This is a genomic window from Paraburkholderia sp. RHO2, assembly GCF_050955445.1.
Classification (GTDB): Bacteria; Actinomycetota; Actinomycetes; order Mycobacteriales; family Mycobacteriaceae; genus Prescottella; species Prescottella agglutinans_A.
The window spans coordinates 2,288,684-2,309,616 of sequence record NZ_CP162617.1 but is presented as its reverse complement, the minus strand read 5'-3'; the positions used below and the strand labels follow the sequence as shown (position 1 = coordinate 2,309,616).

Sequence of the window (20,933 nt, the reverse complement as noted above, 5' to 3'; positions counted from 1 at the left end):
ACACGATGCCCCTCGGCATCGGATCCGAGCACACCCGTGCGTGCCCGATTGCACATCGCAGACTGTTCGCTCATCCTACTGTTGCTCCATGGGCAACGTGGTCGACGAGTTCATCACCCGAGTGTTCGACGTGGTCCGGGGCGACCACGGCGGCGAGGTCGCCGACTACATCCCGGAGCTCGCCGCGGTCGACCCGGACAGGTTCGGCATCGCCGTCGCCACCAGCGACGGGCACGTGTACGAGGTGGGCGACACCGGCGTGCCGTTCACCATCCAGTCGATCTCCAAGCCGTTCACGTACGCGCTGGCGCTCGCCGATCGCGGGGTGGACGCGGTCGGCGAGAAGATCGACATCGAGCCATCGGGCGAGCCGTTCAACGAGATCAGCCTCGACCCGGACACCGAGCGGCCCCGCAACCCGATGATCAACGCGGGCGCCATCACGTCCGCCTCGCTGGTCGCCGGGTCCGGTCCGGAGGACCGATTCGGGCGGATCCGGTCGCTGTACTCCCGCTGCGCCGGCAGGCAGCTGACACTGAACGAAGCGGTGTACGCATCCGAGGCGACGACCGGACACCGCAACCGCGCGATCGGGTACATGCTGCGCTCGTTCGGCGTCATCGCCGACAACCCGGACGAGGCGGTGGACCTCTACTTCCGACAGTGCTCGATCGACGTCACCGCCCGCGACCTCGCGCTGATGGCCGCGACGCTCGCGAACAACGGCATCAATCCCGTCACCCGCGACCGGGTGCTCGATCCGGCGCTCGTCGAACGGGTCCTCAGCGTCATGACGACCTGCGGGATGTACGACGCCGCCGGCGAATGGGTCACCGAGGTGGGTATGCCGGCCAAGAGCGGCGTCGGCGGCGGCGTGCTGGCGGTCCTGCCCGGACAGCTGGGGATCGCGGTCTACTCGCCGCGCCTGGACCGGCACGGCAACAGCGTCCGCGGCGTGCTGGCGTGCCGGGAACTCTCCCGCGATCTGGAACTGCACTTCCTGCACGTCACCCGTGCCGCCCGGTCGGCGATCCGCGCCCGCTACAGCGTCGGATCGGCACCGTCCCGGACCCGCCGCACCGACGCCGAGCGGGCCACCCTCGACCGGGTCGGCGACCGCGCCCGCGTCTACGAACTCCACGGCGACCTGCTGTTCGCAGGCGCCGAGACCGCGGTCCGGGAGATCGACGGCGGACGCGACGAACTCGAGGCCGTCGTCGTCGACGTCCGACGCGTCGACGAGGTCGGCAATGTCGCGCGCCGGATGATCGAGGCACTGCGCTCCGACCTCGCCCGGCACGGCTGCCGGACCGCGCTCGTGGATCCGAACGGGCTCTTCGGTCACACGACGTCGAGCCTGACGCCGGACGACCCGAACGGTCGAGTGTTCGCCGACCTGGATGCGGCGACCCAGTGGTGCGAGGAGGTCCTGCTCGCGCGGCACTGCTCGACAGGCAGGCAAGCGGAATCCGTCGAGCTGGAACAGCACCCGCTGCTCGCGGATCTCACACCGGAGCAGTTCGAGCGGTTCACCGACGAACTGGAGAAGCGGACCGTCGCCCGCGGCGAGACGATCGCCCGGCGAGGCGCGCCCGCAGCCGGGATCTTCCTCATCCTGTCGGGTCGCGCGAGCACCACCGTGACATCGGCCGACGGCACGGTCCACCGCATCACCACCCTGTCGGCCGGGATGACCTTCGGCGAGATGCCGACGTTGCTGGATTCGACATTCCTCAACGACGTGCGCGCCGACACGACGGTCACCCTCGCGTTGCTTCCGCCGGACGGTTTCGCCCGGCTCACGTCCGCGGCGCCGGAGATCAAGTCGGCACTGCTCGAACGGCTGGCCATGGCGGCGTACGGACAACTCGACATGCTGCTCCGCACGTTCGAGCAGCACGGACGGCTCTGACCGCGCCCCGGCAACCTCCCCCAGGTGGAGTAAAACGCTCCCCCAGGAAGGGGGAAAACGGATTGCGCCGCCTCCGCCGATCCTTCAGGCTGGGACCGTCTAGTTTGCGACATCACTCACACCGGGACGACGGGGACCAGATGAAACCTGACACCGCATTGGCCATCGAGACCACCGGGTTGATCAAGCGGTTCGGCTCCAACACGGCGGTCGCCGGCGTCGACTTGGCGGTGCCGTCCGGCGGCGTGTACGGCGTCCTCGGACCCAACGGCGCAGGCAAGACGACCACGATCCGCATGCTCGCGACGCTGCTCCCCATCGACGGAGGCTCCGCGCGCGTCCTCGGCCACGACGTCACCGCCGATGCCGAGACCGTGCGCAGCAAGGTGTCGCTGACCGGGCAGTTCGCATCCCTCGACGAGGACCTGACCGGCACCGAGAACCTGATCCTGCTGGGGAGACTGTACGGGTACTCACGGGCCGCGGCCCGGTCCCGGTGCGAACAGTTGCTGGACGCCTTCGGACTCGAGGAGGCCGGCGGACGCCAGGTCAAGACGTACTCGGGCGGCATGCGGCGACGCATCGACATCGCCGCGAGCATCATCGTGACACCCGAGTTGATCTTCCTCGACGAGCCGACCACCGGACTCGACCCGCGCAGCCGCAACCAGGTGTGGGAGATCGTCCGGGCCCTCGTCGCCGGCGGCACCACGGTGCTGCTCACCACGCAGTACCTGGACGAGGCGGATCAGTTGGCCGACCGGATCGCCGTGATCGACCACGGCAAGGTCATCGCCGAGGGCACGACCGGTGAGCTCAAGGCGTCGGTGGGCTCCGGGGCGCTGCACGTGCGTGTCGCGGAACCCGCGCGCCGCCAGCACGCCGCCGCGATCCTCGAACCGGTCCTCGGGGTTCCCGTCACGCTCGAATCCGACCCGGCCGCGCTCACCGCGCGTATCGACGATCCGCAACGGGTGGCGCGCGCACTCGCCGCCCTCGACGACGAGAACCTCGCCGTCACCACGTTCGCCCTCGGCCAGCCCAGCCTCGACGAGGTGTTCCTCGCCCTCACCGGGCACAGCGCCGAAACGACCGAGGACACAACCGAACTCGAGGAGACCACGTCATGACCGAGACCATCACCACCTCGGCCCAGGCGGTCGGGAACGTCCTCCAGATGCCCGGACCGCGCCCGGCCCGTCCGAATGCGCTCTCGACGTCGCTGTCGTTCGGTTGGCGCGCCCTGCTCAAGATCAAGCACGTCCCGGAGCAACTGTTCGACGTGACCATGTTCCCGATCATGTTCACGCTGATGTTCACGTTCCTGTTCGGCGGCGCGCTGGCCGGATCGACCAGCGCCTACGTCCAGTTCCTCATCCCCGGCATCCTCGTGCAGACGGTCGTGATGATCACCATGTACACGGGTCTGACCCTCAACAAGGACATCGAGAAGGGCGTTTTCGACCGCTTCCGCTCGCTGCCGATCTGGCGGCCGTCGCCGCTGGTCGGCGCACTGTTCGGGGACATCGTGCGCTACACCATCGCGTCGGTGATCGTGCTCGTCCTCGGCCTTATCCTCGGCTTCCGTCCTGCCGGCGGCGTCGTCGGCGTCGTCGCCTCGGTGCTGCTGCTGTTGCTGTTCTCGTTCAGCCTCTCGTGGGTGTGGACGATGTTCGCGATGCTGCTGCGTACCGAGCAGGCCGTGATGGGCGTCTCGATGTTCATCCTGTTCCCGCTCACGTTCGCGAGCAACATCTTCGTCGACCCGTCGACGATGCCGGGCTGGCTGCAGGCGTTCGTCGACGTCAACCCGATCAGCCACCTGGTGACGGCGCTGCGGGCCCTCTCCACGGGGTCCTTCGAGTTCGGTCAGCTGTCCGTCGTGCTGATCTGGTGCGCCGGGTTCATCGTCATCTTCGGCCCGCTGACGATGCGGCTCTACAACCGCAAGACCTAGACCTCGTCCTGCTCGCCTTCCGCGGCGGGCTTCTGGATGTCGATGGTCTTCCGCAGCGGCGTGTTCGGGACCAGGATCACACACACCAGCGTGATCACCGCGACGCCGGCCGCGATCGCGAACAGCAGACCCGTCGCGTCGCCGTACGCAACACGGATGACCTCCGCGATGGGCGCCGGCAGCGCGTTCAGGTCGAGGCTGCCGCCACCACCGGACGAGCTGGTGTCGATGCCGAGCTTCGCGAACCCCTCCGCCGACAGGGTCGCGACCCGGGTCGCGAGCACCGATCCGAGCACCGAGACGCCGATGGCGCCACCGAAGGTCCGGAAGAACGCAACCGAACTGCTCGCCGCGCCGATGTTGTCGACGCTCACGGTGTTCTGGACCGCCAGCACGAGGTTCTGCATCAGGCTGCCGACACCGATGCCGACGATCGCGATGTAGACACCGATCAGCCACAGGCTCGTTGCGTGGTCGATCGTGCCGAGCAGCGCGAAACCGACGACGAGCAGCAGCGCACCGCCGACGATGAACGGCTTCCACTTGCCGAAGCGCGAGATCAGCTGGCCCGAGACCACCGACGAGATCAGCATGCCGACCACCATCGGGATCGTCAGCACACCGGCGATCGTCGGGCTGTAGCCACGTGCGGTCTGGAAGTACTGACCGAGGAAGGTCGTCGCACCGAACATGCCGACACCGACGGCGATCGACGCGATGATCGCGATGCCGGTGGTCTTCTCGGTGATGATGTTCAGCGGGATGATCGGCGCCTTGACCTTCGCCTCGACGATCACGGTCGCGATCAGCAGCAGGACACCGACACCGACGTAGATCGCCGATTCCTTGGAGATCCAGCCGTAGTAGTCGGCTTTGCCCGCGAACGACACCCAGATCAGCAGGACGCTGACACCCGCGGTCAGCAGGATCGCGCCCCACCAGTCGATGGAGACGTCGCCCTTGCGCTCCGTCGCGATGTGCAGCGTGCGCTGCAGCAGGAACAGCGCGATCACGGCCAACGGGACGCACACGAAGAAGCACCAGCGCCAGCCCAGCGGGCTGTCGACGATCACACCGCCGAGGATCGGCCCGCCCGACATCGACACCGCCATCGCAGCGCCCATGTAGCCGGAGTAGCGACCGCGGTCGCGCGGAGGAATGATGCTGCCGATGATCGCGACGACGAGAGCGGTCAGGCCACCCATGCCGATGCCCTGCACCACGCGCGCCGCGAGCAGGACCGGGACGTTGTGGGCGAAGCCGGCGATGACCGAGCCCACGACGAAGATCACGATTGCGGTCTGGACCAGCATCTTCTTGTTGAACAGGTCGGCGAGTTTGCCCCAGATCGGGGTCGACGCCGCGTTCGCGAGCAGGGCCGTCGTGATGACCCACGCGAACTGCGTCTGCGTACCCTTCAGGTCACCGATGATCGTCGGCAGTGCCGTCGAGACGATGGTCGTACTGAGCAGCGCGGTGAACAGCGCCGCGATGAGGCCCGCGAGGACCTCGAGGATCTGGCGATGGGTCATCGCCCCCTGGTCGGCGCCTGCCCGACTCTCCCCCACAGATGTCGTCATCGAAGTGCTCTCCCACATTGATCGGCTGGTAGCGGCGAGGATTCGGAGCGCGCGGTGAGCGAGTCGGTGAGACGTTCGATCGTGGTCAACGCCACCGCCGCCTCGTCCTGACTCCAGCCGCCCAGCATGTCTCGCAAACGCGCCGACCTGCGCTCCTGCGTGATGCGCAGCGCGTCGTGCCCTCGCTCCGAGACCTGGACGCGGAATGCCCGTTTGTCGTCCGGGTCGGCGTGCCGCTCGACGAGGCCGGCGTCGACCAACTCGGTCATCTGCCGGCTGAGCGCCGATTGGCTCACGCACAGTGCGGAGGCGAGTTCGTTCTGGCGGCACGGGCCCCGAGCCGACAGGGCGACCAACACGGCGACCAGAGCCGGCGCGATCGGGTCGTCCGCTGCACTCGCGATCGCATTCCGTAGCGAGCGGCCGAAGAGGAAGATCGCGTCGACCAGGGCCTGCGCGGTATCGGCCTGGACAGCCATCGGATACCCCGAATCCTCGAATAGACCTGAAGAATTACTTGCAGAACGCAACGATACACATAGTTGCGTGCGTCAAGCAATTACTTCACAAATCCGACATACCGAACTTCGAGGGCTCTGACCAGGGCAAATACGAGCGGTGCCGGCGGCAGGGTGTGTCGAGGTCCACTCACAGCGCTCAGCGCGTGAGCAGTGCGAGGCTCTCCACGTGGTGCGTGAGCGGGAAGGCGTCGAAGGCCCGAACCTGGGCCAACCGGAAGCCGTGCTCGCGGTAGAGCGCGACGTCGCGCGCGAACGAGGCCGGGTCGCACCCGATGTGCACGATCCGCTGCGGTCCGGCCGCCGTCACGGCCGCCACGACGTCCCGGCCGGCGCCCGCGCGCGGCGGATCGAGGACGACGACCTCCGGGGTCGGCAGGCCCTGCAGTGCCCGTTCGACGCGCGCCGCATGCAGGTACACCTGCGGCAGATCCTGCAATGCCGCGGCACCGTCGGCCACGGCCTGGCGCGAGAACTCCACCGAGTCGACCCGGCCCAACGGGCCCACCTGGTCGGCCAGGGTGGCCGCGAACACCCCGACACCGCCGTAGAGATCCCACACGTTCGCGCCGTTCGACGCCTGCGCCCACTCCCCCACGACCGACGAATACGTCTCGGCGGCACTGCGATGCGCCTGCCAGAAGCCGGTCGCCGACAGTGTCCACGCCCGATCGCCGACCCGTTCGACGGGCCGGCCCGAACCGATCACGACGTGTTCGGCGCGACTGCCCGCCGACGCTGCCCGCCGCGCGGTCGCCCCACGCCGGCCCGGACTGCGCCGGCCCGTGCGCGACACCTTGGGCGGCGCGATCTCCACCACGTGCCGCTCGCCTGCCGAGTCCAGCACCAGTTGGATCTCCGCACCCGGATGCCACGACCGCTCGGCGAGCCCCGTGTAGGCGGCGGGGTCGATCTGCGGGCACGCCAGGAAGGTCTCGATGTCGAGGCTGCGGAAGCGATGGAAGCCGGGACGTCCCGCCGAGTCCACCGCCAGCCGAACCCGGGTGCGCCAGCCCGTGCCGTCGCCGGTGGCCGGCAACGACTCGACCGCGACGTCGATGTCCACACCCGCGATCCGACGCAGCTGTTCGGCGACGACGGCGGACTTCATCCCCCGCTGCGCGGCGAGCGTCGCGTGCGAGTAGTCGCAGCACCCGGCGCCGCCGGGACCCGAGATGGGGCACAGCGGGTCGATACGGTCTGGGGACGCCTCGACGATCTCGACGGCGTCGGCGCGGCAGAACGATCCACCGCGGTCCTCGGTGACGTGGGCGATCACCTTCTCACCCGGCAGCCCGTGCCGGACGAACAGCACCCGGCCCTCGTGTCGGGCGATGCAGAAACCGCCGTGGCCCGGGTTGCCCAGGTCGACCTCGAGCCGACGTCCGGTCCAGTTCTCGCTCACCTACCGGTCACTTGCCTTCCACATCGAAACCACGACGGATCGCGCCGGGCGCGTTGTCCACGCGCTCGCGCTTGACCTTCTCCGACGAACTGAGCTGCCACGGCACGCTCGTGACCATCACGCCGGGCTGGAACAGCAGCCGGCTCTTCAGCCGCAGTGCGCTCTGGTTGTGCAGCAGCTGTTCCCACCAGTGGCCGACGACGTACTCCGGGATGAACACCGTCACGACGTCGCGCGGCGAGTCCCGCCGGACCCGGCGCACGTAGTCGAGCACCGGCTTGGTGATCTCGCGGTACGGCGACTCGATCACCTTGAGCGGCACCGTGATGTCGCTGTTCTCCCACTCCCGGACCAGGGCCCGGGTGTCGGGCTCGTCGACGTTGACGGTGACGGCTTCGAGCGTGTCCGGACGCGTGGCGCGCGCGTAGGCGAGAGCGCGCATCGTCGGCATGTGCATCTTCGACACGAGCACGATCGAGTGGGTCCGGCTCGGCAGCACGCCGTCCCACTCCTGCTCGTCGAGCTCGGCCGCGACGCTGTCGTAGTGGCGTCGGATCGACTTCATCACCACGAAGATCGCGACCATCGCGACGATCGCGATCCAGGCGCCCGCCGCGAACTTGGTGAGCAGGACGATCACGAGCACCGCGCCGGTCATCGCCAGACCGATCGAGTTGATCACCCGGGAACGCTTCATCCGTGCGCGCTGCGCCGGATCGGTCTCCGCCTTCAGGTGCCGGGTCCAGTGCCGGATCATGCCGGTCTGGCTCAGCACGAACGAGACGAACACGCCCACGATGTAGAGCTGGATCAGCTTGGTGACCTCGGCGCCGAAGACGACGACGAACGCGATGGCCGCACCCGACAGGAACAGGATGCCGTTGCTGAACGCGAGGCGGTCGCCGCGGGTGTGCAGCTGACGCGGCAGGTAACGGTCCTGGGCGAGGACCGAGCCGAGCACCGGGAAGCCGTTGAACGCGGTGTTCGCGGCGAGCACCAGGATGAGCGCGGTGACGGTCGCGATGAAGTAGAAGCCGATGGGGAATCCGGAGAACACCGCCTCGGCGAGCTGCGCGATGAGCGTCTTCTGCTGGTAGTCCGCGGGCGCTCCGCCCAGCTGCACCGCCGGATCGTGCGCGTACACGACGCCGATCTTCTGGGCGAGGACGATGATGCCCATCAGCAGCGTGATGGCGAAGGTCCCGAGCAGCAGCAGCGTCGTCGCGGCGTTGCGCGACTTCGGCTTCCGGAACGCCGGCACACCGTTGCTGATCGCCTCGACACCGGTCAGGGCCGCACAGCCGGAGGAGAACGCCCGGGCGATGAGGAACGCGAACGCGATGCCGTGCAGCTGTGCGTCCTCCGCATTGAGGGTGAACCCGGCGGACTCGGCGTGCACGTCGTCACCGAAGACGTAGATCCGGACGAAGCCCCACACCAGCATCACCAGCATGCCGACGATGAACGCGTAGGTCGGAATCGCGAACGCCGACCCCGACTCCCGGATGCCGCGCAGGTTCACCGCGGTCAGCAGCACGATTGCCGCGATCGCGAACAGAACCTTGTGCTCGGCCACGAACGGCACGGCCGACCCGATGTTCGACGCCGCCGAGGAAATCGAGACGGCCACCGTCAGGACGTAGTCGACCATCAGCGCACTGCCGACGGTCAGCCCGGCGTTCGGCCCCAGGTTGACGGTCGCGACCTCGTAGTCGCCGCCGCCGGAGGGATAGGCGTGCACGTTCTGTCGGTAGCTCGCGACGACCACGGCCATCACCAGCGCGACGGCCAGACCGATCCACGGCGCGAAGGCGTACGCGGAAATGCCCGCGACCGACAACACGAGATAGATTTCTTCCGGCGCATACGCCACCGACGACATCGCGTCCGAGGCGAAAACGGGTAGCGCGATCCGCTTGGGGAGAAGCGTGTGTCCGAGTTTGTCGCTTCGGAACGGTCGCCCCAAAATCAGCCGCTTCGCAGCGGTGGAAAGCTTCGACACCGACAAAGCGTAAGCCGTCCCCGGCCACACACCACATCAGGGCATCCCCACAGCGATTCTCGGTGTGCCGATCGCCCGCGGGCGTCCACCGTTCGGCGGTGGCTGCTTGCTCTTCCTCGTGGGAGCTGTACGGTTCGATTCGATGCCGGCGGCACCCCGTCGGCCGCTGAGCAAGGAACGGAGTGACGGGTGTACGTAGTCGTCATGGGATGCGGCCGGGTCGGCTCGTCCCTCGCTACCGCACTGAGCCGGATCGGCCACGAGGTCGCTGTCATCGACCGCGACGCGAGCGCCTTCCTCCGCCTCGGACCCGATTTCACCGGCACGACCGTCGTCGGCATGGGATTCGACCGCGACGTGCTGGTCCGGGCAGGCATCGAGCGCGCCCAGGCGTTCGCGGCAGTGTCGTCGGGCGACAACTCGAACATCATCTCCGCGCGTGTCGCGCGCGAGACCTTCGGCGTCGAACGGGTCGTCGCACGGATCTACGACGCCAAGCGCGCCGCCGTCTACGAGCGCCTCGGAATCCCCACCATCGCGACAGTGCCGTGGACCACCGACCGCTTCATGCTCGCACTCGCACAGGACGATCAGATGGCGAAGTGGCGCGATCCGTCGGGCACGGTCGTGGTCACCGAACTGTCGCTGCACGAGGACTGGGTGGGCCGCACCGTCACCGAACTCGAGGAGGCGACGTCGTCGCGCGTCTCGTTCATCATCCGATTCGGGACCGGAATCCTCCCCGACCGTAAGACGGTGATCCAGTCCCAGGACCTGGTGTACGTCGCCGCCGTGTCGGGGACCGTCGCCGAGGCCGTCGCGCTCGCGGGGAACCCGCCCCCGTCCGACGACTGACAACGCACCGGTCATGACTTCCTTCTCGATCGACTACCCGATTGGATACCTCCGATGAGAGTGGCCATCGCAGGAGCCGGCGCCGTAGGCCGCTCCATCGCCCGTGAACTCGTCCGCAGCGACCACCACGTCATGCTGCTCGAACGCAAACTCGAACACGTCGAACCCGACGTCATCCCCCAGGCCGAGTGGGTGCACGCCGACGCGTGCGAGCTGAGCCTGCTCGAGGCCGCCCAGTTGGAGAGCTACGACGTCGTGATCGCCGCGACCGGCGACGACAAGGCGAACATCGTGGTGAGCCTGCTCGCGAAGACCGAGTTCGGCGTGGGGCGCGTCGTGGCCCGCGTCAACGACCCACGCAACGAGTGGCTGTTCGACGAGTCGTGGGGCGTGGACGTCGCGGTGTCCACACCCCGCATGTTGGCCTCGCTCGTCGAGGAGGCTGTCACCGTCGGCGATCTGGTGCGGCTGATGACGTTCCGCCAGGGTCAGGCGAATCTCGTGGAGATCACCCTGCCCGACAACACGCCCCTCGCGGGCAAGCCGGTCCGCAAGATCCAGTTGCCGCGGGATGCGGCGCTGGTCACCATCATCCGGGGCGGACGCGTGATCGTCCCGCAGCCGGACGATCCGGTCGAAGGTGGCGACGAACTGCTGTTCGTCGCCTCGGTCGAGGTCGAAGACGAGCTACGCGCCGCGATCGACATCTGAGTCGGGCCGGTCCGCCGTGCCGTCCCCTGCGCCCTCGACCTGCTCGAGTTCTGCGGGGGACGGCGCCGGCTCGACGACTCGGTCCGCGCGGCGAACCGCCCAGATCGTCACGAGCAGCACCAGGCCGGTGAGCGGCCACCCCATGCCGATGCGGGCGACCGCCAGCCATCCCGTCTGGTCGGCGTCGTAGAGCTCGGACTGCACCAGGTAGCGGGCACCGAACACCACCGCCCACGCGACGGTGGCGATGTCGTAGGCGCGCACCGCGCTCTTGTGGGCCCGCCACGCGTTCTTGTGGCCGTTGAGGTAGCCCCAGACGACACCGACGAGGGGCCACCGAACGAGGATCGAGACGACGAAGGCCGCCGCGTACACCAGGCTCGTGTAGATGCCGAAGAGGAAGTAGCCCTTCGCATCACCGGTGCGGTAGGCGATGAAGGCGCAGACCCCGACGCCGAGGAATCCCGAGATGGCCGGCTGGATGGGCCCGCGACGGATGATGCGCCACACGAGGATGGCCGCGGCGACACCCAGCGCGATCCACACGGCCGGTCCGAGGCCCCACAGGCTGTTCGCGGGAACGAACGCGACGACCGGCAGCGACGAGTAGACCAGCCCACTCAGTCCACCGAGCTGTTCGAGGATGGTCTGCTGCTTCGTTTCGGTCACTCGACGAGATTGCCATACTCCGACGGCGAGCCGTCAACACCGATCCGACGTCGGCCCCCGGTGCGCGCCGACGAACGGTCACCGGCGGCGAGGGGGCCACCGATCACGAATCGCCGCGGAGCTCGTAGTACGGGTTGAAGATGACTTTCTGGCCGCCGCGATCGCCGATGCGCCCACGCACCATCAGCGTCTTTCCCGGTTCGATGCCGGGAATGCGTCGGCGACCGATCCAGACCAGCGTGACGGGATCGGTTCCGTCGAAGAACTCGGCCTCAACGGATGCGTTCGCGGACTTGGGACACGCCTCGACGCTGCGCAGGCGCCCGAGGATCGTGACCTCCTCACCGCGCGAGCAGTCACAGGCGCGCTTTGCGCCCGATGCCTGCGCGGTCTCAACCATTTCCTCGGCGTCCAGCTGCTCGAGATCTTCGGTGAGTCTGCGAGTCAGCCGGCGAAAGTAACCTGCCGCGGCGGGGGCCATAGCGCGCTCCTGGACAAATGGCGGCGCAGGTCTTGCGCCGCACGATAAGGCTTGCACGAGGGCCCGTAGTCGGGCCCTCGATGGCCACTGTAACCCCAAAGTGACCTGACAACCACAGCCGTGTGGGACCGGTCGGGACGCCGCAGTGCAAGATCGACTCATGCAGCAACGAACGTGGCCCGCAGTGGCCGTCGCCCTCCCCGGCACCGGGTCCGACGCGGACTTCGTCGACCGCGCCTTCCGTGCCGCGTTGACGCAGGTGGGAGTGCAGACGATCGCCGTCGAACCGGACCCGCGACGGGTGGTCGACAGCTACCGGGAGGCGATGGACCGAGCCGCGGACACGCACGGCCGAATCCTTGTGGGAGGCGTGTCGATCGGCGCCGCCGTCGCGCTCGAGTGGGCGGCCGCGAACCCGGACCGGGTGGAGGCGGTGCTGGCCGCGCTGCCCGCGTGGACGGGCTCGCCGACACATGCGCCGGCGGCCGCGAGCGCCACGTTCACCGCCACGCAGTTACGCGCTCACGGGCTGGACGCGGTGACGGCGGAGATGACCGCCTCGAGCCCGCCGTGGCTCGCCGACGAACTGGCACGATCGTGGCGGGCCCAGTGGCCGCACCTGCCGTCGGCGCTCGAGGAGGCGGCCGGCTACCACGCACCGGACGCGGCGACGCTGGCGCGCATCCAGTGCCCGGTGGGCATCGCGGCCGCCGTCGACGACGCCGTCCACCCCTTCACGGTCGCGAAGGAGTGGGCGGCGACGCTGCCGAAGGCGGAATTGAGTGAGCTGACGCTCGACGAGATCGGGGACGATCCCGGCGCCCTCGGTCGAGGTTGCCTGGACGCGCTCGACCGGATCGCCTGGTAGGGCCAGCGGACCCTAGAGTCCGAGCTGCTGCATCGCCGAACCCGACTCGCCGCGCCGCGGCGGCTCGGACCCGTTGCCGGCCTGGCCCGGCTGCGGCTGCTGGTCCGCCACGGGCTGCTGGGCCTGCGGTTGAGCCGCCTGCTGCTGGGCCTGCTGCTGGGCCGCCAGCTGCTCCTGCACCGCCTGCTGCTGGGCCGCGAGCTGCTGCTGCTGGACCGCCACGAGCTGTTCGACGAGGGCCTGCGGCAGCACCACAGGGAGCGGCGTCCGCACCGGGTGCGGCTCGGTGCCGCGGTTGACGACCGTGTCGCGCAGGACGCCACGGGCGATCTCGACCAGCGGCGAACCGGCTGCCACGTTGCCGGACGGTCCGGCCACGACGCAGCGGATCATCCAGCGCGGCCCGTCCACACCGATGAATCGGAGGTCCGCGTTCGCGGTCACTCCGATCACCTCACGGCCCCACGGCCCGCTCTCGATGCTGACCTCCGCATTGTCGCCGCGCAACGACTCGGCCAGCTCGGACGCGACCTCGCGCCACTGGCCCGGCGACTTGGGCGCCGCGTACGCCGACACCGTCACGCGGCCGAATTGGGTCACCAGGTGGACGGCCTGCGGCGTGCCCTCCGGCGACATCTCGACCTGCAGCTGGGCGCCGTCGGGCATCGGCAGCAGAACGGAACCGAGATCGAGCCGCGTCGCCGCCGGTTCGACGTCCTCGGGAAGGTCGCCGGCGTCGAACGGGCCACCCTCTACCCCGCCGAACGGACCGTCGAACTCGACGTCCTCGTCGTAGTCCTCGTCGGTGTCGATCTCCATGTCGACGAGCGCCGCGTCCTCCGCGGCAGCTGCGTCCTTCTTCTTGCGACGTCCGAACATGTGATCAGGCCCCTTCCCTCGGCAGCCTCGTCAACTCGTGCGGGCGGCCTTCCGTACCGTCGAAATCCTGATCGGCATTGTGCGTCACGAGGCTCGCATGTCCCCCACTGGATCCGTAACCACCTGCGCCACGGACGGTTTCGTCGAGGGAATCGACCTCCACGAAGTCGACGAGTTCGACCCGCTGGACCACCAACTGCGCGATGCGGTCGCCGCGGCGCAATTCGATCGGGGTCTCGAGGTCATGGTTGACGAGGCACACCTTGATCTCGCCGCGGTAGCCCGCGTCGATCGTGCCGGGAGTGTTCACCACGGACAGACCGGTCTTGGCGGCGAGTCCGGAACGCGGATGGATCAGGCCGACCGTGCCGATCGGCAGCGCGATCGCGATGCCCGTGCCGACGAGAACCCGCCGTCCGGGCTCGATCGTGACGTCGGTGGTGGTGCACAGGTCGACGCCGGCGTCGCCGTCGTGGGCCCGTCGCGGCAGCGGGATACCGGGGTCCAGTCGCTTCAGCGCGATGGCAGGAAGATCGCTCACGTGCACCGAGACTACTCTGGAATACGTGTCCGAATCGTCTCAGCCCGCCGCGACCACGCCCGACAGCCCCCGAGTGCCGATCTATTCGGAGCGCCTGTGGGTTCCGCTGTGGTGGTGGCCCGCCGGATTGCTCATCGCCGGCCTGCTGGCCGCGGAAATCCACATGGGTTCCCCGGGTGTCCGCGCCTGGCTTCCGTACGTCTTGCTGTTCCCGTTCCCGGTGTGGGCCCTGCTGTGGGTCTCCCGGCACCGGATCGAGGTTTTCGACGGTCCCGCCGCCGAGCTCAGGGTCGGCCGGGCCCATCTGCCGCTGTCCGTGATCGCGCGCACCGCGGCCATTCCGCCGTCCGCGAAGAGCGCGGCGATGGGCCGCCAGCTCGATCCGGCGGCCTTCGTTCAGAATCGGTCATGGATCAAGGACACCGTCCTCATCGTCCTCGACGATCCCGAGGACCCCACGCCGTACTGGTTGGTCAGCACGAGGCGGCCAGCCGAACTGCTGGCCGCCGTCGGCCGAGGGACCGCCCCGAAGGGCTAGTCCGTTCTGCCCGACGAGTCAGGCCGCGCAGTCCATGCAGATCATGACGCCGTTCTCCTCGCTCGCGAGGCGGCTGCGGTGGTGAACCAGGAAGCAGCTCGAGCAGGTGAACTCGTCCGCCTGCTTGGGCACCACCCGCACCGACAGTTCCTCGCCGGAAAGGTCCGCGCCGGGGAGTTCGAACGACTCCGCGGTGTCGGACTCGTCCACGTCGACGACCGCCGACTGCGCCTCGTTGCGTCGTGCCTTCAGTTCTTCGAGCGAATCCTCGGAAACCTCGTCGGTTTCCGATCGCCTGGGTGCGTCGTAGTCGGTTGCCATTTCCTCTTCCCCTCGTCCTCTTGCGTGTATCCCCGGTGCCCGGGCCGCCGAAACCGATAGGTTGCGGCGATCCATGGGAAACCGACAGTGATGTAGATCCATTCCTGTGGCAGTAACAACGCCTCAGTCGACCCGGAAGTGCCCGAAACACCCTCCGGAAAACATGACCTACACCTCACTCTCGATTCCGTCCGGACCCTCTCGAAATCGTGTGTTCTCACGACTGGGGCCGCCAGACAATAGCCGACGCGTCGGGAAAAGTGGCAACCGAACCGGACACTGTCGGAAACTGTCCGTCAATCGTCACCAACTGCACAGCAACCCGAGACATTCCTGGACGGGCCACGTGCGGCACGGTTACCGGCCGGGGATCTACAGTTGGCTGCGGGACGGCGGCGACAAGACAGACGTGGCCGGAACCACACCAACTCTTTTCCTGCGGATCACTGCCGCACGCTCGGCAACGGAGGTCGACACACCGTGGTTTCACTGATCACCGATGGCAGCGCGACCGACGACCAAGGACGCCCGTTCCGACGCCGCCGCGCCGTCCCGGTGATCGCCCTCATCTCGGTCCTGGCACTCCTCGGGATCGTGCTGTGGACCCGGATCCTCACCGAACCCGAGGTCTACGCGACAACCGTCGACTGCAATCCCCCGGTGCAGCCCAAGTCACCCGACGCGCCGACACCGCAGCCGCTCGGCGAGAAGGTGAGCCGCAACACCCTCCTCGACGTCGAGCCGGCACCGCTGTCGGCGACCAAGGTCCGCGTCTACAACGCGAACGGCGAACGCGGCCAGGCCGCCGAGGTCGCCAACGAGCTGCGCGACTACGGCTTCGCGGGGGCACCCGACTCCCAGGTCGGCAACGACCCGGTGTACGTGGACCAGAACTTGCAGTGCCACGGGCAGCTGCGGTTCGGACCGAACGGATTGTCCGCCGCGAGTGCGCTCTGGCTGATCGCGCCGTGCGCCGAGCTCATCCAGGACGGCCGCACCGACGACACCGTCGACCTCGCGCTGGGCACCTACTTCGCCAAGAGCGTGACGCCGAACGCGGACGCAGAGGAGGTGCTCAACGCACTCAAGGACCCGATTCCCGGGACTACCCCCGCACCGCTCGATCCGGGCCTGCTGAGCGCAGCCCGGACCGCCCGCTGCTGAGGACGCGTTCGAGCGTCCGGACTCAGGGCACCGGGTCGAACACGCCCGCGGACCGGAACACCGACTCCAATTCGTCCGCGATCCCCGGTGCCATCGCGATCACGACCTCGCCTGCGGCGCTGCGCGTGTCGGGCGCGGGCAGGTGCACACGGGCGCCGGCCTCGGTCGCGATGAGGGCGCCCGCCGCCCAGTCCCACGGGTTGAGTCCGTGCTCGAAGTGCGCGTCCACCCGTCCCGACGCCACCATGCACAGATCCAGGGCCGCCGAGCCGACCCGCCGGATGTCGCGCACGTGCGGCAGCAACTCGCCGATGATCCGCCCCTGCGCGCGGCGGCGCGGCGCGCTGTAGCCGAACCCGGTCGCGAGCAGCGTGAACGACGCGTCGGTCACCGGATTGCACGACAGCACACCGGCGCCGCCGTTCGCGTCGGTGAACGCCGCGCCCCCACCCAGGACGGCGGAGTAGGTGACGCCGCCGGCGACGTCGACCACCGCCCCCGCGACCGAGACGCCGTCGATCTGGGCGGCGACCGACACCGAGTAGGCGGGGATGCCGTACAGGAAGTTCACGGTTCCGTCGATCGGATCGACGACCCAGCGGGTTCCCTCGACGCCGACCTCGCCACCGCCCTCCTCGCCGAGGACGGCGTCGTGTGGACGGAGTTCGGCCAGCCGTGCCCGGATGAGCTGCTCGGCCTCGGTGTCCACGACGGTCACCGGGTCGGTCGGGGTGCTCTTGGCCTGCACGGATCCGCCGTCGGTGGCGTGCAACTCGGCTCCCATGACCCCGAACACCTCCGGGCGCCGCACTCGGACGAGGGCAGCGGCCGCTTCCGCGACGGTGACCGCGATATCGCGGAGCACACGCGGGTCGGTGGAGGTGGCATGGTCGGAGGCGGGGATGTCAGTGGCGCGCATGCCTGTATCGCACCACACCCGGACGACCCCACACCACCGGTATCGCAAAGCTGAACGACCCGAAACCAACTACTGTTTCGGCGCAGACAGTCATCTCGCGGAAGGAGCCGATTGTGGGAGCGCACGGGTTCGGTGTGGACGTCGGCGGCAGCGGCATCAAAGGCGCGATCGTCGACCTCGCCACCGGCGAACTGGTCGAGGACCGGATCAAGATCGAGACGCCGCGTCCCGCCACTCCCGAAGCCGTGGCGGTGACGGTCGCGGAAATCGTCGCCCGCGCCGGATGGGAGGGCCCGGTCGGCATCACGCTGCCGAGTGTGGTCACCTCGGGCATCGCCCGCACGGCCGCGAACATCGACAAGTCGTGGATCGGGACGGACGCCCAGGCGGTGTTCTCGCGCGCCCTCGGCGGTCGTGACGTCACGGTCCTCAACGACGCCGACGCAGCCGGTCTCGCCGAGGACCGCTACGGCGCCGGCAAGGACGTCGACGGCGTCGTCGTGCTGCTGACGTTCGGGACGGGCATCGGGTCCGCGATCATCCACAACGGCGTCCTGCTCCCGAACACCGAGTTCGGGCACATGGAGGTCGATGGGCAGGAGGCCGAGCACCGGGCGGCCTCGTCGGTGAAGGACACCAAGGGGCTGTCGTACAAGGAATGGGCGGCGGAGGTGACGCGGGTCCTGTGTCGGTTCGAGGATCTGCTGTGGCCGGATCTGTTCATCGTCGGCGGCGGCATCAGCCGCAAGCACGAGAAGTGGATTCCCCGCCTGGAGAACCGCACGCCGGTCGTTCCTGCAGCGTTGCTCAACACCGCAGGCATCGTCGGCGCCGCGCTGTGCGCCGCGAACCGGCAGGAAACGGGCATCGCTCCGTAACAATTTCGAAGCTGTCGTTACAATGGATGGCGGCCGACTGTGAGTCGGCAAAACCCGACAGACCTCTCCGCCGGAAATCCACTCTGGCGTGACGCCGCACGACACCGTCACGAAAGGGCGTACGTGGCAGCCACCGATACGCGTCAGACCGCCGATTCCACACCTGAGTCAGCGACTCCTGCATCCACTGCCGAGGCGACTACCGGTAGCGCGCCCGCCGCCAAGAAGGCCCCTGCGAAGAAGGCCGCCGCCAAGAAGGCGCCTGCCAAGAAGGCCGCCGCCAAGAAGGCCCCTGCCAAGAAGGCCGTGAAGAAGACGGCCGCCAAGAAGGCCACCAAGAAGGCCACCAGCAAGACCGCCAAGGCCGGCGACGACATCGTCGAGGACGACGACATCGACATGGCCGATCTCGACGTCGCCGACGGTGACCTGGTCGAGGAAGAGGTCGAGGACGTCGTCGTCGAGGACGACGAGGAAGAGACCGCCGAGCCGTCCGAAAAGGACAAGGCGTCCGGCGACTTCGTCTGGGACGAGGAGGAGTCCGAGGCCCTCCGTCAGGCCCGTAAGGACGCCGAGCTCACCGCGTCCGCCGACTCGGTACGCGCGTACCTCAAGCAGATCGGCAAGGTCGCGCTCCTCAACGCCGAGGAGGAGGTCGAGCTCGCCAAGCGCATCGAGGCCGGCCTGTTCGCGACCTTCAAGATGCAGGAGATGGCCGAGAAGGGCGAGAAGCCCTCCCCCGCCGATCGCCGGAACCTGAACTGGATCACCCGCGACGGCAACCGCGCCAAGAACCACCTCCTCGAGGCGAACCTGCGTCTGGTCGTCTCGCTGGCCAAGCGCTACACCGGCCGCGGCATGGCGTTCCTGGACCTGATCCAGGAAGGCAACCTGGGCCTCATCCGCGCGGTCGAGAAGTTCGACTACACCAAGGGCTACAAGTTCTCGACGTACGCCACGTGGTGGATCCGGCAGGCGATCACCCGCGCGATGGCCGACCAGGCCCGCACGATCCGTATCCCGGTCCACATGGTCGAGGTCATCAACAAGCTGGGCCGCATCCAGCGCGAGCTGCTGCAGGACCTGGGCCGCGAGCCCACGCCCGAGGAACTCGCGAAGGAAATGGACATCACGCCGGAGAAGGTGCTGGAGATCCAGCAGTACGCGCGTGAACCCATCTCTCTCGACCAGACGATCGGCGACGAGGGCGACAGCCAGCTCGGCGACTTCATCGAGGACTCCGAGGCCGTCGTGGCCGTCGACGCCGTCAGCTTCACGCTGCTGCAGGATCAGCTGCAGTCGGTGCTCGAGACGCTGTCCGAGCGCGAGGCCGGCGTCGTGCGCCTGCGCTTCGGTCTGACCGACGGCCAGCCGCGGACTTTAGACGAAATCGGCCAGGTCTACGGCGTCACGCGCGAGCGCATCCGCCAGATCGAATCGAAGACGATGTCGAAGCTGCGCCACCCGTCGCGTTCGCAGGTGCTGCGCGACTACCTCGACTAGAGGCCGCGTAGTCCGTCAGTTCGTGAGGAAGGGGTCCTTCGGGGCCCCTTCCTCTTGTGGTCGGGGCGGTTGGAACAGCCGAACGACCGGTTCGGCCACGCGGGCGCCGACCGGCCCCAGAACGGCCATCAGCAGCACGTACGCGGTGGCCAGCGCCGCCAACTCCCCCTCCACCGCACCGGCGGAGACGGCCAGACCGGCGATGACGATCGAGAATTCGCCGCGGGCGATCAATGCCGCACCCGCGCGGGCGCGGCCCATCACGCCGACCCCCTGCCGTCCGGCGGCCCACCATCCGGTGAGCACCTTGGTGGCGGTGGTGGCGACCGCCAGGCCGATCGCGGGCAGCAGCACCGGTGGGATGGTCGTCGGGTCGGTGTTGAGCCCGAAGACGACGAAGAACATCGCGGCGAACAGGTCGCGCAGGGGCTCGAGCAGCCGCGTCGCGTTCCGGGCGGTGGACCCGGAGATCGCGATCCCCAGCAGGAACGCGCCGACCGCCGCGGACACCTGCAGCGACGAGGCCAGGCCGGCGACGAGCAGTGCCGCGCCGAGAAGCTTGAGGAGGAACACCTCGCGGTCGGTGCTGTCCACGATCGCGGAGACGACGCTGCCGTAGCGCAGGGCGACGACGAGGACGACGGTGATGACCGCGAACGAGATCGCCACGGCCTGCAGCCCGCCCAGGAAGCTCACGCCCGCGAGTACGGCGGTGAGGATGGGCAGGTACACCGCCATCGCGAGATCCTCGAAGACGAGGATCGACAGGATCACCGGTGTTTCGCGGTTACCGAGACGACCGAGATCGCCGAGTACTTTCGCGACAATGCCGGACGACGAGATGTAGGTGACGCCGCCGAGCGTGAGCGCGCCGACCGGACCCCATCCGAGCATGAACGCCAGGATCGCGCCGGGCGCCGCGTTCAGTGCGATGTCGACGACGCCGGCGAGCCAGGATCTCCTCAGTCCGGTGACGAGCTCGGACGCCGTGTACTCGAGGCCGAGCAGCAACAGGAGCAGGACGACCCCGATCTCGCTCGCTAGATGGCTGAACTCGCCGATGTCGCCGAGCTGGATGAAGCCGCCTTCGCCGAAGCACAGGCCGCCGATCAAGTACAGCGGGATCGGTGACATGCCGATGCGTCCGGCCAGTCGACCGAGTACACCGAGCGTGAAGAAGACAGCGCCGAGTTCGACGAGTGCCAGTGCCGTGCCAGTCATCGCGCGTCGAT

At 68.4% G+C, this 20,933-nt stretch carries 21 protein-coding genes; 10 read left to right on the top strand and 11 right to left on the bottom strand.

Going from position 1 to position 20,933, the window contains the following annotated elements; all coding sequences use genetic code 11:
• Positions 1-88 precede the first annotated feature (88 nt).
• The 3 genes from glsA to ABTV10_RS10660 all read left to right on the top strand — a co-directional run bounded on the left by glsA (position 89) and on the right by ABTV10_RS10660 (position 3,869).
• Positions 89-1,912: a glutaminase A gene (glsA, locus tag ABTV10_RS10670; RefSeq protein WP_499034604.1), complete on the top strand. Its 1,824-nt coding sequence runs from the start codon at positions 89-91 to the stop codon at positions 1,910-1,912.
• Positions 1,913-2,052: 140 nt separating this feature from the next.
• The gene (locus ABTV10_RS10665) at positions 2,053-3,042 is read left to right on the top strand and encodes an ATP-binding cassette domain-containing protein (protein ID WP_499034602.1); all 990 of its coding nucleotides are present in this window, start codon (positions 2,053-2,055) and stop codon (positions 3,040-3,042) included.
• A complete protein-coding gene (locus tag ABTV10_RS10660; protein ID WP_499034601.1) occupies positions 3,039-3,869 on the top strand; it encodes an ABC transporter permease in 831 nt (276 codons plus the stop codon). The genes ABTV10_RS10665 and ABTV10_RS10660 overlap by 4 nt, the downstream gene beginning before the upstream one ends.
• Here the strand turns inward: ABTV10_RS10660 and ABTV10_RS10655 are convergent.
• The 4 genes from ABTV10_RS10655 to ABTV10_RS10640 form a co-directional block, all read right to left on the bottom strand.
• Positions 3,866-5,449 (bottom strand): MDR family MFS transporter, encoded by a 1,584-nt coding sequence (locus ABTV10_RS10655; protein WP_499034600.1) that lies wholly within the window; start codon positions 5,447-5,449, stop codon positions 3,866-3,868. The genes ABTV10_RS10660 and ABTV10_RS10655 overlap by 4 nt on opposite strands.
• Positions 5,446-5,928: a MarR family winged helix-turn-helix transcriptional regulator gene (locus ABTV10_RS10650; protein WP_433612470.1), complete on the bottom strand. Its 483-nt coding sequence runs from the start codon at positions 5,926-5,928 to the stop codon at positions 5,446-5,448. Before ABTV10_RS10650 ends, ABTV10_RS10655 begins: the two co-directional genes overlap by 4 nt.
• A gap of 178 nt (positions 5,929-6,106) precedes the next feature.
• Positions 6,107-7,372, bottom strand: coding sequence for a class I SAM-dependent RNA methyltransferase (locus tag ABTV10_RS10645; RefSeq protein WP_499034597.1), 1,266 nt, complete (start codon positions 7,370-7,372; stop codon positions 6,107-6,109).
• 7 nt (positions 7,373-7,379) lie between these two features.
• A complete protein-coding gene (locus ABTV10_RS10640; RefSeq protein WP_499034595.1) occupies positions 7,380-9,374 on the bottom strand; it encodes an APC family permease in 1,995 nt (664 codons plus the stop codon).
• 189 nt (positions 9,375-9,563) lie between these two features.
• On the opposite strand from ABTV10_RS10640, the gene ABTV10_RS10635 reads away from it, so the two are divergent.
• Together ABTV10_RS10635 and ABTV10_RS10630 are read left to right on the top strand one after the other, a co-directional pair.
• Positions 9,564-10,229, top strand: coding sequence for a potassium channel family protein (locus ABTV10_RS10635; RefSeq protein WP_433612464.1), 666 nt, complete (start codon positions 9,564-9,566; stop codon positions 10,227-10,229).
• A 54-nt stretch (positions 10,230-10,283) separates the two neighbouring features.
• Positions 10,284-10,940, top strand: a complete 657-nt coding sequence (locus tag ABTV10_RS10630) for a potassium channel family protein (RefSeq protein WP_433612462.1) — start codon at positions 10,284-10,286, stop codon at positions 10,938-10,940.
• Here the strand turns inward: ABTV10_RS10630 and ABTV10_RS10625 are convergent.
• Positions 10,917-11,609, bottom strand: a complete 693-nt coding sequence (locus tag ABTV10_RS10625) for a DUF3159 domain-containing protein (RefSeq protein WP_499034593.1) — start codon at positions 11,607-11,609, stop codon at positions 10,917-10,919. The genes ABTV10_RS10630 and ABTV10_RS10625 overlap by 24 nt on opposite strands.
• Positions 11,610-11,712: 103 nt before the next feature.
• Positions 11,713-12,090, bottom strand: a complete 378-nt coding sequence (locus tag ABTV10_RS10620; RefSeq protein ID WP_499034591.1) for an OB-fold nucleic acid binding domain-containing protein — start codon at positions 12,088-12,090, stop codon at positions 11,713-11,715.
• A 160-nt stretch (positions 12,091-12,250) separates the two neighbouring features.
• On the opposite strand from ABTV10_RS10620, the gene ABTV10_RS10615 reads away from it, so the two are divergent.
• Complete coding sequence (locus tag ABTV10_RS10615; RefSeq protein ID WP_499034589.1) at positions 12,251-12,958, top strand: alpha/beta fold hydrolase; 708 nt, start codon at positions 12,251-12,253, stop codon at positions 12,956-12,958.
• A gap of 12 nt (positions 12,959-12,970) precedes the next feature.
• Here the strand turns inward: ABTV10_RS10615 and ABTV10_RS10610 are convergent, their stop codons facing one another.
• Together ABTV10_RS10610 and dut are read right to left on the bottom strand one after the other, a co-directional pair.
• Positions 12,971-13,837 carry a DUF3710 domain-containing protein gene (locus tag ABTV10_RS10610; RefSeq protein ID WP_499034587.1) on the bottom strand — a complete coding sequence of 289 codons (867 nt, stop codon included), beginning with the start codon at positions 13,835-13,837 and terminating at the stop codon, positions 12,971-12,973.
• Between the two features lie 4 nt (positions 13,838-13,841).
• On the bottom strand, positions 13,842-14,378 hold the full coding sequence (gene dut, locus ABTV10_RS10605; protein ID WP_499034586.1) for a dUTP diphosphatase: 537 nt from the start codon (positions 14,376-14,378) through the stop codon (positions 13,842-13,844).
• A gap of 25 nt (positions 14,379-14,403) precedes the next feature.
• On the opposite strand from dut, the gene ABTV10_RS10600 reads away from it, so the two are divergent.
• Positions 14,404-14,916 (top strand): DUF3093 domain-containing protein, encoded by a 513-nt coding sequence (locus tag ABTV10_RS10600; protein ID WP_499034585.1) that lies wholly within the window; start codon positions 14,404-14,406, stop codon positions 14,914-14,916.
• Between the two features lie 18 nt (positions 14,917-14,934).
• Here ABTV10_RS10600 and ABTV10_RS10595 read toward each other — a convergent pair whose 3' ends face one another.
• The gene (locus tag ABTV10_RS10595) at positions 14,935-15,237 is read right to left on the bottom strand and encodes a DUF4193 domain-containing protein (protein ID WP_031939713.1); all 303 of its coding nucleotides are present in this window, start codon (positions 15,235-15,237) and stop codon (positions 14,935-14,937) included.
• Positions 15,238-15,717: 480 nt separating this feature from the next.
• Between ABTV10_RS10595 and cei the strand changes: the two genes are divergently transcribed.
• The gene (gene cei, locus ABTV10_RS10590) at positions 15,718-16,401 is read left to right on the top strand and encodes an envelope integrity protein Cei (RefSeq protein ID WP_499034584.1); all 684 of its coding nucleotides are present in this window, start codon (positions 15,718-15,720) and stop codon (positions 16,399-16,401) included.
• Positions 16,402-16,423: 22 nt separating this feature from the next.
• Here the strand turns inward: cei and ABTV10_RS10585 are convergent, their stop codons facing one another.
• Positions 16,424-17,320, bottom strand: coding sequence for an inositol monophosphatase family protein (locus ABTV10_RS10585; protein WP_499034582.1), 897 nt, complete (start codon positions 17,318-17,320; stop codon positions 16,424-16,426).
• Between the two features lie 113 nt (positions 17,321-17,433).
• Between ABTV10_RS10585 and ppgK the strand changes: the two genes are divergently transcribed.
• Both ppgK and ABTV10_RS10575 read left to right on the top strand, forming a co-directional pair.
• Positions 17,434-18,198, top strand: a complete 765-nt coding sequence (ppgK, locus tag ABTV10_RS10580) for a polyphosphate--glucose phosphotransferase (RefSeq protein ID WP_499034580.1) — start codon at positions 17,434-17,436, stop codon at positions 18,196-18,198.
• Between the two features lie 123 nt (positions 18,199-18,321).
• Positions 18,322-19,701 (top strand): RNA polymerase sigma factor, encoded by a 1,380-nt coding sequence (locus ABTV10_RS10575; RefSeq protein ID WP_433612443.1) that lies wholly within the window; start codon positions 18,322-18,324, stop codon positions 19,699-19,701.
• A 15-nt stretch (positions 19,702-19,716) separates the two neighbouring features.
• On the opposite strand, the gene ABTV10_RS10570 is transcribed toward ABTV10_RS10575, so the two are convergent.
• The gene (locus ABTV10_RS10570; protein WP_499034578.1) at positions 19,717-20,922 is read right to left on the bottom strand and encodes a cation:proton antiporter; all 1,206 of its coding nucleotides are present in this window, start codon (positions 20,920-20,922) and stop codon (positions 19,717-19,719) included.
• Positions 20,923-20,933: the final 11 nt, after the last annotated feature.